A 10,927-nucleotide genomic window follows, 5' to 3' on the forward strand; every position below is an offset into this window, starting at 1 on the left:
CGGGCTATCTGGAGAACGATCGAGTTGGTTACTGTTCGTCGTTGGTCTGGAGTTGCCCGTGCCTACCGTTTCAGTATTGCCTGTGTCGTCGGTTCCAGAGGTGTTCGACCGCTGGAGTCCTGGTGAGCGCAGCGAGCTCATCGGATCGGAGTTTCTCGATGTGTTGGCCTCGGTGCCAGACCTGAGGGACCCACGCGGTCGGAGGTATTCGCTGATGGCTTTGTTGGCGATCGCGGTTCTGGCCACTGCCGCGGGGATGCGCGGCTATGCTGGTTTTGCCACATGGGCGGCCACCGCTCCCGATGATGTGTTGGCCCAATTAGGGGTCCGGTTCCGGCGGCCCAGTGAGAAGACCTTCCGCGCTGTTTTGTCTCGGCTAGACCCCGCCGACCTCAACGCCAGGATGGGCAGTTACTTCACTGCACACGTGGCCAGCAGCGACCCCAGTGGATTGGTGCCGATCGCGTTGGACGGCAAGATGCTGCGTGGTGCTTTACGCGCCAAAGCGACAGCCACGCATCTCGTGTCGGTGTTCGCCCACCGTGCCCGATTGGTGCTCGGTCAACTCGCTGTCGCCGAGAAAAGCAATGAAATTCCCTGCGTACGTGCCCTGCTCACGCTGCTGCCGGGTAGCTTGCGGTGGCTGGTCACCGTGGATGCGATGCATACCCAGGTCGTCACCGCGAAGTTGATCTGCGCCACCTTGAAGTCGCACTACCTGATGATCGTCAAGTCCAACCAAGCCAAAATATTTGCGCGTATCACCGCGCTGCCCTGGGCCGAGGTGCCCGCAGCCGCTACCGACGACTCCCGCGGCCACGGCCGTGTCGAGACCCGCACCCTGCAAATCATCACCGCTGCACGAGGAATCGGCTTCCCCTACGCAAAACAAATCATCCGGATCACTCGTGAACGCTTGATCACCGCCACCGACCAGCGCAGCGTGGAGGTGGTCTATGCCATTTGCAGCCTGCCGTTCGAGCACGCCCGCCCTACCGCGATCATGACCTGGATGCGTCAACACTGGGGAATCGAGAACAGCCTGCACTGGATACGCGACGTCACCTTCGACGAAGACCGTCAAAGGGCACATACCGGAAACGGCGCACAGGTCCTAGCAACGCTACGCAACACCGCGATCAATCTGCACCGCCTCAACGGCGCCGACAACATCGCCGAAGCCTGCCGGATCACCGCTTTGACCGCCAACCGCCGCCTAGACCTCCTCAATCCACAATCCCCCAGCTCACAAGCCTGCTAATCAACAACGCCGGAGCCCTGCCCAACCGGGGGTGGGCAGACAATTTTTGACTTCTGACGTCAGGGGCCTCAGAAGGCTTCTTCGGAAATGCGCATGATCTCGTCGTCGATGGATTCGATGACGGCCCGCACTCCGGTCAGCTTCGGCAGCATGTTCTTGGCGAAAAAGGTCGCCACGGCGATCTTGCCTTTGTAGAAGGCCTCGTCGTCCTTGCTGGGGGAGTCGGCCAGCGCAGCGTGTGCGACGCCGGCCTGCACCAGCAGCCGCCAACCGATGATCAAGTCTCCGACCGCGAGCAGGTAGCGCACCGACCCGAGCCCCACCTTGTAGATGTCGGTCGGATGCTGGGCGGCCGACATCAGGTAGGTGGTCAGTGTGCCCGTCATCGCGGTGACGTCGTCGAGCGCGGTCTGTAGCAGCTCGGCTTGCGGTTTCAGCGACGGATCGACGTTGTCGATGGTCTGTGTGATCTGAGCCGTCACGAACTGCAGCGCCTGACCGTGGTCACGGACGATCTTGCGGAAGAAGAAGTCCAGTGACTGGATGGCGGTGGTGCCTTCGTAGAGGGAATCGATCTTGGCGTCGCGGATGTACTGCTCGATCGGATAGTCGGACAGGAAGCCGGAACCGCCCAGGGTCTGCAGCGACTCGGTGAGGATTTCGTAGGCCCGTTCCGACCCGACACCCTTGACCACCGGCAGCAGCAGATCGTCGACGCGGTGCGCCATGTCGTGGTCCGCGCCCGAAACCCGTTGCGCAACAGCGTCGTCCTGGTGCGCTGCGGCATACAGATACAGCGCCCGCAGCCCCTCGGCGTAGGCCTTCTGGGTCATCAGGCTACGGCGCACATCGGGGTGATGCATGATCGTGACCCGTGGCGCGGTCTTATCGGTCATCTGGGTCAGATCCGCGCCCTGCACCCGCTCCTTGGCATAGGCGAGTGCGTTGAGGTAGCCGGTGGACAGCGTCCCGGAGGACTTCACCCCGATCGTCATTCGCGCGTGCTCGATCACGGTGAACATCTGAGCGATCCCGTTGTGCACCCCGCCGACCAGGTAACCCACCGCGGGTACGTCGGTGGCGCCGAACGTCACCTCGCAGGTCGGGGAGGACTTCAGGCCCATCTTGTGCTCCAGGCCGGTCACGTAGACGCCGTTGCGCGGCCCGAGTTCCCCAGTGTCGGGGTCGAACAAGTAGTTCGGGACGTAGAACAGACTCAGCCCTTTGGTGCCTGGACCGGCGCCTTCGGGACGGGCCAACACCAGATGGAAGATGTTCTCGCTCGTGTCGCCTACGTCGCCACCGGAAATGAACCGCTTGACGCCTTCGATGTGCCAGGTGCCATCGGGTTGTTCGATGGCCTTGGCGCGGCCGGCGCCGACGTCAGAGCCCGCATCGGGCTCGGTGAGCACCATGGTGGCCTGCCACCCGCGCTCGATTCCCATTGCCGCCCATCGCCGTTGCTCCTCGTTGCCCTCGGCGTAGAGCGATTGCGCCATCGTCGGGCCCAGGATGAAGAAGCCCGCAGACGGGTTGGCGCAGAAGATCATTTCGTTGACGGCCCAGGTCAGTGGCGGAGGGGCGGGCATTCCGCCGATCTCCTCGGCCAAGCCCAGGCGCCACCACTCGGCGTCTTTGATGGCCTGGACGGTCTTGACTAGCTCATCGGGCACGCTGATGGAGTGGGTGGCCGGGTCAAATACCGGTGGGTTGCGGTCCGCGGCGGCAAAGGTTTCGGCGACCGGGCCCTCGGCCAAGCGCGCCGCTTCGGACAGGATCGTACGAACGGTGTCGGCATCGAGTTCGCTGTACTTTCCGGTGCCGAGGACGGCGCCGACATCGAGAACCTCGAATAGGTTGAACTCGAGATCACGGACGTTGGCGATGTAGTGCCCCAATGCAGTTCCCTTCGACTCGGCTGATCGGCGCTTTCCGGGGCTTAGTCTCTCCGAGCGGGCAAAACGTACGCAACCGTAACCAGCCGCGGGCGGACTGACCTGCCACTAGCCGTTGGTGCCGTCCTGGCCGAACAGCAGCCCACGGGTTCCGCCGAGACCGTCGGTGCCGGTGCCACCGCCGGTGCCACCGTCGCCGCCATTGCCGATCAGCAGCGCGTTGCCACCGTTGCCGCCGTTGCCGCTGACTCCGCCGCCATCGCCACCGGCCCCGCCGTTGCCGATGAGCCCGGCCTGGCCGCCCACCCCGCCGTTGGCGTTCGAGCCGCCGGTGCCGCCAATACCGCCGTTGCCGACGAAGAAGCCGGCGTTGCCGCCATTGCCGGAGTTGCCCATGGAACTCGAGTCCCCGCCCGCGCCCCCGTTGCCCAGCAGCCAGGCCCTGCCACCGTTACCACCGCCGAAGACGCCGCTGCCGCCATCACCGGCGTTGCCGAACAGCAGCCCGCCATTGCCGCCGAGGCCACCGATCCCAGCCAGACCGCTGGTACCGCCGGCGCCGCCCATACCGATCAGCAGGGCAGAGCCGCCGGCTCCGGCGGTACTACCGGTGCCGCCCATACCGCCGGCCCCGCCGTTGCCGAGCAGCAGCCCTCCCGTGCCGCCGTTGCCGCCGAGCGCGCCCCCTCCGCCGGTTCCTCCGGCGCCACCACTGCCGAACAGGCCCGCGGATCCACCGGATCCACCGGCCACCCCGGCGGTAGCTGACGAGAAGCCCTTGCCCCCATCGCCGATGAGCAGTCCGCCGGCCCAGCCGTTCGGGTTGGCCGCTGTCCCATCGGTGCCGTTACCGATCAGGGGGCGGTTCAACAGCAACTGGGTGGGTGCGTTGATCACATCGAGCAGCGGCTGCAGCGGATTGACGCTGGCAGCCTCCGCGGCGGTGTACGCCGCCGCGCCGCCGAACAGTGTTTGCACGAATCGCTCATGAAACGCCACAGCTTGCAGGCTCACGGCCTGGAAGCTCTGGCCGTGCGAACCGAACAAAGACGCGACCGCGGCTGAGACCTCATCGGCCGCCGCGGCCGTCACGGCGGTGGCCTGAGTCGCCGCCGCCGAGTTCGCCGTCTCGATCAGTGATCCGATGCGAGCCAGGCTCCCGGCTGCCTCCGACACCCACTGCGTATCTGCAATCACGAATGACATCGCGCACCTCCAGTATGAAGCGTCAGCGGCCGAAGAATTTTACCGCAGTTCTGCCGGATCTGTTTGCCCATTGCGCATCCTTTCCCGGCTGAAATTGCATGAACAAGGATGCAATTCAGGCGGCATCTGAGGCCAAGAAGATGGGTGCGGGAGGTTGCCCTGAGTCCCCGGTTTAGGGCTCACGAAGGATGCCGGACATAAGCCGGCTTCGTTTACATTGCGGCTTGCCTTGTCGCAGTGACCAATTCAATCGCATACCGCAATGCAATCGAGATTTTCCCGGGTTCTTGGCGTCCCTAGACTCGGTTCATCCTGACGAACTCCCACCCCTCTGTGAGGCCGCCGGAATGACTTTGACCGCGTTTGAAGTGAGTGCTGCCGAGGCTTCGTCAGATCGGTCGGATCGCATTCCAAGCACCAGCGTTCGACCGTTGACTTGGCGTGCCGCGCTGTGGTCGGTCATGTCGGTGCGTTGGGCGGGAATCGCGCTGGCGCTGTTCTTGACCGGGCTGGTGGCCCAGCTCAACGGCGCTGCGGAGCCGGTGTGGTGGACGCCGTATCTGGCCTGCTATCTGGCCGGTGGATGGGGTTCGGCCTGGGCCGGCGCCCAGGCGCTGCGGAATCGGGCCCTGGACGTGGATCTGCTGATGATCGTGGCCGCAATCGGAGCCGTGGCAATCGGGCAGATCTTCGATGGGGCGCTGTTGATCGTGATCTTTGCGACCTCCGGCGCACTCGATGATGTCGCGACCAAGCACACCGCTGACTCGGTCAAAGGGTTATTAGACCTGGCGCCGGAGCAGGCGACGGTCTTCGATGTCGATGGCAACGAGCAGGTGGTGGCGGCCAGTGAGCTGGTGGTCGGCGATCGGGTCGTGGTGCGCCCGGGCGAGCGCATACCGGCCGACGGTGCGGTGCTGTCGGGATGCTCCGAAGTCGACCAATGCTCTATCACCGGCGAGTCCATGCCGGCTGCCAAGGGCCGTGGTGATGAGGTGTTCGCCGGCACCGTCAACGGCTCAGGGGTCTTGCAGTTGCTGGTCACCCGCGACCCGTCGCAAACGGTAGTGGCCCGCATCGTCGAGCTGGTTTCCGAAGCGTCGGTGACCAAGGCCAAAACTCAACTGTTCATTGAAAAGATCGAACAGCGCTACTCCATCGATGTAGTCATCGCCACGCTTGCGTTGATCGCCATTCCGCTGATGTTGGGTACCCCGGTGCAGGTGGTTTTGTTGCGCGCGATGACATTTATGATCGTTGCCTCCCCGTGCGCAGTTGTACTGGCGACCATGCCGCCGTTGCTTTCGGCGATTGCTAATGCCGGCCGGCACGGAGTACTGGTCAAATCCGCGATTGTCGTGGAGCACCTTGCCGACACCGGCGTGGTCGCTTTGGACAAGACCGGAACATTGACATTCGGGCTACCGCAATTGGCCATCGTCGAGCCGCTTAGTGCCGATGTCGGTATCAAGAAATTGCTTCAATTAGCTGCTGCCGCAGAACAATCCAGCGAGCACCCGTTGGGCCGGGCGATCGTGGAGGAGGTGCGTCGGCGTGGTATCACCATCCCGGGGGCCGAGGACTTCCGCGCCCTGCCCGGTCGCGGAGTCCGGGCCAGCGTCGGCCGTGAGTTTGTCGAGGTGTGCAGCCCGCACAGCTATCGGGGCGCCCCGCTGCCCGAACTAGCCCCGATCCTGGAGGCCGGTGCCACCGCGGCCATCGTCTTGCGTAACGGCGTCGCCATCGGGGTGCTCGGACTCACCGACCAGGTTCGTGCGGATGCGGCACCGTCGGTTGCGGCCCTGACCGCCTTGACCTCAGCCCCGCCGGTGCTACTCACCGGCGACAACCCGTGCGCGGCCCAACGAGTCGCACAGCACGCCGGGATCACCGACGTACGCGCCGCACTGCTGCCCGAGCAGAAGGTGGAAGCCGTTCAGGCGCTGCAGGCCAGCGGTCATCGGGTGCTCGTTGTCGGCGACGGTGTCAACGACGCGCCCGCCATGGCTGCGGCGCACACATCGGTCGCCATGGGTGCCGGCGCGGATCTGACGTTGCAGACGGCCGACGGCGTCACGGTGCGCGACGAACTGCACACCATTCCGACCCTGATCGGACTGGCTTGTCAGGCCCGTCGTGTGGTCACCGCCAATCTGTTCATCGCGGGAACCTTCATCAGTGTGCTGGTGTTGTGGGATCTGTTCGGGCAGTTGCCGCTACCGCTGGGGGTAGCGGGTCACGAAGGGTCCACCGTGCTGGTGGCGCTGAACGGCATGCGGCTGCTGACCAACCGGTCCTGGCGAGCCGCGGCATCGCCGGTGCGCTAGGCGCTGGTGAGCCAAGCGGTCAAAGCGGACAACTCTGCGGTTGCCCTCGACGTAGGCTCGATGCCGGACCGACGCGCGATGGGTGAGGAAACCAGTGGCCACCGAAGATCTGACGGCAGCGAACTTCAAGCAAACCGTCCACGGAAACGACAGTGTGTTGGTCTACGTGTGGGCGCCGTTGTGCGCACCGTGTGACGTTTTCGCTCCCACCTACGAGGGGTCCTCGGACAAGCACCCCGACATCGTGCACGGCAAGGTCAACTTTGAGACCGGGCAGGAGCTGGTCTCCGCCGCGGCGGTCAAACACCTGCCCACATTGATGGCGTTCAAGAAGGGCAAGCTGGTGTTCAAACAAGCCGGCATCGCCAACCCCGCGGTCATGGACGATCTGGTGCGGCACCTACGGGAGTACCGGATCGAGCCGGCGGTAGCCTAGAAGGGCCTGCTCTAGCCCCCGCTTGCGTTCGCCGCAGGCTCGACCGGAACAAACCCGCCCCGCCGCGGCGTTATGGCTGACATGGCTACCCAAGACTTAACAGCTGCAAAGTTCAGCGAAACCGTCAACGACAACGACATGGTGCTGGTCGACTTCTGGGCCTCCTGGTGCGGCCCCTGTCGCGCGTTCGCGCCTACGTTCCAGGCGTCCTCGGAGGCTCACCCCGACGTCGTGTACGCCAAGGTTGACACCGAGGCCGAGCAGGAGCTGGCTGCGGCCGCCCAGATCCGGTCCATTCCTACGCTGATGGCCTTCAAGAAGGGCAAGCTGCTGTTCAACCAACCCGGCGCGCTGCCCGCGGAGGCTCTCGAGGACCTGGTGCAACAGCTCAAGTCCTACGAAGTCGTCTGACGGCTGGCAGCGTGCCAGCAGCCCCGGTGCGCTGATGGTGGCATTACGCGCGGTGCTGTGGCCCTACGCGATACCGTTCACGGGTGTCTTTGGTCCTGTTAGAGCACCCGCGTCCAGACATTGCGCTAGTCACCCTCAACCGGCCCGAGCGGATGAACTCCATGGCCTTCGACGTCATGGTGCCGCTCAAGGAGGTGCTCGAGGAGGTCAGCTACGACAACTCGGTGCGGGTGGTGGTGCTGACCGGGGCTGGCCGGGGCTTCTCGTCTGGCGCTGATCACAAGTCAGCGGGCGCCGTTCCGAACGTTGGGGGATTGACCCGGCCGACATACGCGCTGCGTTCGATGGAGCTGCTCGACGAAGTGATCCTGATGCTGCGGCGTTTGCATCAGCCGGTGATCGCCGCGGTCAACGGGCCGGCCATCGGTGGGGGACTATGCCTGGCGTTGGCCGCCGATGTCCGGGTGGCCGCGGCCAGCGCGTACTTCCGGGCCGCCGGCATCAACAATGGGCTGACCGCCAGCGAGCTGGGCCTGAGTTACCTGTTGCCCAGGGCCATCGGGTCCTCGCGCGCCTTCGAGATCATGTTGACCGGCCGCGATGTCACCGCGGAGGAAGCCGAGCGGATTGGTCTGGTGTCCTGCCGGGTGCCCGATGGTCAGCTAATGGACACCTGTTACGCGATCGCGGCACGAATGGCGGCCTTCTCCAGGCCGGGAATTGAGTTGACCAAACGCACACTGTGGAGTGGACTAGACGCCGCTAGCCTGGAGGGGCACATGCAGGCCGAGGGGCTGGGCCAGCTCTTCGTCCGCCTGCTGACCGCAAACTTCGAAGAAGCGGTGGCCGCACGCGCCGAGAAGCGGCCGGCGGTTTTCACCGATGACAAGTAACACCACAACGCAGGGAGAGAGATCGTGATCACGGCCACGGACCTGGAGGTCCGCGCTGGCGCGCGTATCCTGCTCTCGCCTGACGGCCCGGACTTGCGGGTGCAACCTGGCGATCGGATCGGTCTGGTCGGCCGCAACGGAGCGGGCAAGACGACAACCTTGCGCATCCTAGCGGGGGAGAGCGAACCGTACGCCGGTTCGGTCACCCGAGCCGGTGAAATCGGATACCTGCCACAGGATCCGAAAGAGGGCGACCTCGAAGTGCTGGCTCGCGATCGGGTGCTGTCGGCCCGCGGCCTGGACGTGTTGCTCACCGACCTGGAGAAACAGCAGGCGCTGATGGCCGAGGTGGCCGATGACGCTGCCCGCGACCGCGCCATCCGCCGCTACGGCCAGCTCGAGGAGCGGTTCGTGGCGCTGGGCGGTTACGGCGCCGAAAGCGAAGCCAGCCGCATCTGCGCCAGTCTCGGCCTGCCCGAACGGGTGCTCACCCAGCAGCTACGTACCTTGTCCGGGGGCCAGCGCCGCCGGGTGGAGCTGGCCCGCATCCTGTTCGCGGCATCGGACACCGGCGCGGGTTCGTCCACCGTTTTGCTGCTCGATGAGCCGACCAACCATCTCGACGCGGATTCGGTTGGCTGGCTCCGCGATTTCCTGCGAGCGCATACCGGTGGGCTGATCATCATCAGCCACAATGTGGAGCTGCTCGCCGATGTCGTCAACCGGGTGTGGTTCCTGGACGCCGTTCGGGGCGAGGTCGACGTCTACAACATGGGCTGGCACAAGTACCTCGATGCCCGGGCTACCGACGAGCAACGTCGCCGCCGGGAACGCGCTAACGCCGAACGTAAGGCCACCGCGCTGCGGACCCAGGCTGCCAAGATGGGCGCTAAGGCGACCAAAGCTGTTGCCGCCCAGAACATGTTGCGCCGGGCGGACCGGATGATGGCCGCGCTCGATGAGGAACGTGTGGCCGACAAGGTGGCCCGAATCAAGTTCCCCACTCCGGCCGCCTGCGGCCGGGTGCCGCTGGTAGTCAAGGGGCTGAGCAAGACCTACGGGTCGCTGGAAGTGTTCACCGGCGTCGACTTGGCGATCGACCGGGGGTCGCGGGTGGTCGTGCTCGGTCTCAACGGTGCCGGTAAGACCACGCTGCTGCGTTTGTTGGCCGGTGTGGAGCACCCCGATACCGGCGGGCTGGAACCTGGACACGGTTTGCGGATCGGCTATTTCGCGCAGGAGCATGACACGCTCGACAACGACGCGACCGTTTGGGAGAACATTCGCCACGCCGCACCCGAATCCGGCGAGCAGGAGTTGCGCGGGCTATTGGGTGCGTTCATGTTTACCGGTCCGCAGCTCGACCAACCGGCCGGCACGCTCTCCGGTGGGGAAAAGACCCGGTTGGCGCTGGCCGGCCTGGTGGCCTCCACCGCGAACGTCCTGCTGCTCGACGAACCGACCAACAATCTCGATCCCGCCTCGCGCGAGCAGGTCCTCGATGCGCTGCGCAGCTATCAGGGCGCGGTGGTGCTGGTGACACACGACCCTGGTGCGGCCGAGGCGCTCGACCCCCAGCGCGTGGTGCTGCTGCCCGACGCGACCGAGGACTACTGGTCCGACGAGTACCGGGACCTCATCGAGCTGGCCTGAATAGCGCCAGGCGATTTCGTCCAAAGTGGCCCTTTGGCGGCAGCGGGTTTCTACGCTAGGTGCCGGGGAGCGATGGAGGTGCCCATGCGAAAGTCAAAGAAGACGCGCGATCAGCTGCTGGATGAGTTGCGCCACGCCTACGAAGCCGGTGCCAGCATTCGCAATCTGGCTGCCAACACCGGCCGCTCGTACGGATCCGTTCACAGCATGCTGCGGGAATCCGGTACCACGATGCGTAGCCGCGGCGGGCCCAATCGCCGTTCCCGGCCGCGCTAAATCAGCTGCGGCGCAACGAGTTCTCCACCAAGTCGAGAACGTCGGTGAGCCGTTGCGGATCCTCCCCGGATGCCAGTCGTGCAACCAGCCCGTCAAGAACCAGGTCCAGGTAGCACTGCAACACTTCGTTGGGAACGTCGTCGCGCACCCTGTTGGCCTGCTTCTGGCGACGTAGCCGATCGGTGGTCGCGGCCGCCAGCTCGGCGGAGCGCTCCGCCCACCCGCGGCTGAACTCCGGGTCGTTGCGCAGCTTGCGGGCGATCTCTAGCCGGGTGGCCAGCCAGTCGAACTGCTCTGGCGCGGCCAGCATGTCACGCATCACCTGGATGAGGCCTTCGCGGGATGCGACATCGGCCATCCGCTCGGCATCCTCATGTGCCAGCGCGAAAAACAGTGCGTCCTTGTCCCGGAAGTGGTGGAAGATCGCACCGCGCGACATGGCGATCGCCTGTTCCAGACGCCGGACCGTGGCCTTGTCGTAGCCGTACTCGGCAAAGCAACGGCGAGCGCCGTCGAGGATCTGGCGGCGGCGGGCCGCCAGATGGTCCTCGCTGACCTTGGGCACGGTT

At 65.1% G+C, this 10,927-nt stretch carries 10 protein-coding genes; 7 read left to right on the top strand and 3 right to left on the bottom strand.

Annotation, left to right across the window (positions count from 1 at the left end):
• Positions 1 to 58: 58 nt before the first annotated feature.
• A complete protein-coding gene (locus MPSD_RS11330; RefSeq protein WP_420811900.1) occupies positions 59 to 1,261 on the top strand; it encodes an ISAs1-like element IS2404/ISMul1 family transposase in 1,203 nt (400 codons plus the stop codon).
• A gap of 68 nt (positions 1,262 to 1,329) precedes the next feature.
• Here the strand turns inward: MPSD_RS11330 and MPSD_RS11335 are convergent, their stop codons facing one another.
• Both MPSD_RS11335 and MPSD_RS11340 read right to left on the bottom strand, forming a co-directional pair.
• Positions 1,330 to 3,159: an acyl-CoA dehydrogenase gene (locus MPSD_RS11335; protein ID WP_011739954.1), complete on the bottom strand. Its 1,830-nt coding sequence runs from the start codon at positions 3,157 to 3,159 to the stop codon at positions 1,330 to 1,332.
• A gap of 105 nt (positions 3,160 to 3,264) precedes the next feature.
• A complete protein-coding gene (locus tag MPSD_RS11340) occupies positions 3,265 to 4,362 on the bottom strand; it encodes a PE family protein (protein ID WP_086085653.1) in 1,098 nt (365 codons plus the stop codon).
• Positions 4,363 to 4,709: 347 nt separating this feature from the next.
• On the opposite strand from MPSD_RS11340, the gene MPSD_RS11345 reads away from it, so the two are divergent.
• The 6 genes from MPSD_RS11345 to MPSD_RS11370 all read left to right on the top strand — a co-directional run bounded on the left by MPSD_RS11345 (position 4,710) and on the right by MPSD_RS11370 (position 10,358).
• Complete coding sequence (locus tag MPSD_RS11345) at positions 4,710 to 6,689, top strand: heavy metal translocating P-type ATPase (protein ID WP_020787795.1); 1,980 nt, start codon at positions 4,710 to 4,712, stop codon at positions 6,687 to 6,689.
• Positions 6,690 to 6,783: 94 nt separating this feature from the next.
• Positions 6,784 to 7,125 (top strand): thioredoxin family protein, encoded by a 342-nt coding sequence (locus tag MPSD_RS11350; protein ID WP_086085652.1) that lies wholly within the window; start codon positions 6,784 to 6,786, stop codon positions 7,123 to 7,125.
• 81 nt (positions 7,126 to 7,206) lie between these two features.
• Positions 7,207 to 7,536, top strand: coding sequence for a thioredoxin (gene trxA, locus MPSD_RS11355; protein ID WP_036427390.1), 330 nt, complete (start codon positions 7,207 to 7,209; stop codon positions 7,534 to 7,536).
• Between the two features lie 83 nt (positions 7,537 to 7,619).
• On the top strand, positions 7,620 to 8,429 hold the full coding sequence (locus MPSD_RS11360; protein WP_086085651.1) for an enoyl-CoA hydratase: 810 nt from the start codon (positions 7,620 to 7,622) through the stop codon (positions 8,427 to 8,429).
• Positions 8,430 to 8,453: 24 nt separating this feature from the next.
• A complete protein-coding gene (locus tag MPSD_RS11365) occupies positions 8,454 to 10,082 on the top strand; it encodes an ABC-F family ATP-binding cassette domain-containing protein (RefSeq protein WP_012394033.1) in 1,629 nt (542 codons plus the stop codon).
• Positions 10,083 to 10,166: 84 nt separating this feature from the next.
• Positions 10,167 to 10,358, top strand: coding sequence for a helix-turn-helix domain-containing protein (locus tag MPSD_RS11370; protein WP_020787792.1), 192 nt, complete (start codon positions 10,167 to 10,169; stop codon positions 10,356 to 10,358).
• A 1-nt stretch (position 10,359) separates the two neighbouring features.
• Here the strand turns inward: MPSD_RS11370 and MPSD_RS11375 are convergent, their stop codons facing one another.
• Positions 10,360 to 10,923 carry a TetR/AcrR family transcriptional regulator gene (locus tag MPSD_RS11375; RefSeq protein ID WP_086085650.1) on the bottom strand — a complete coding sequence of 188 codons (564 nt, stop codon included), beginning with the start codon at positions 10,921 to 10,923 and terminating at the stop codon, positions 10,360 to 10,362.
• Between the last annotated feature and the right edge of the window lie 4 nt (positions 10,924 to 10,927).

This window comes from Mycobacterium pseudoshottsii JCM 15466 (genome assembly GCF_003584745.1).
Taxonomy (GTDB): domain Bacteria; phylum Actinomycetota; class Actinomycetes; order Mycobacteriales; family Mycobacteriaceae; genus Mycobacterium; species Mycobacterium marinum.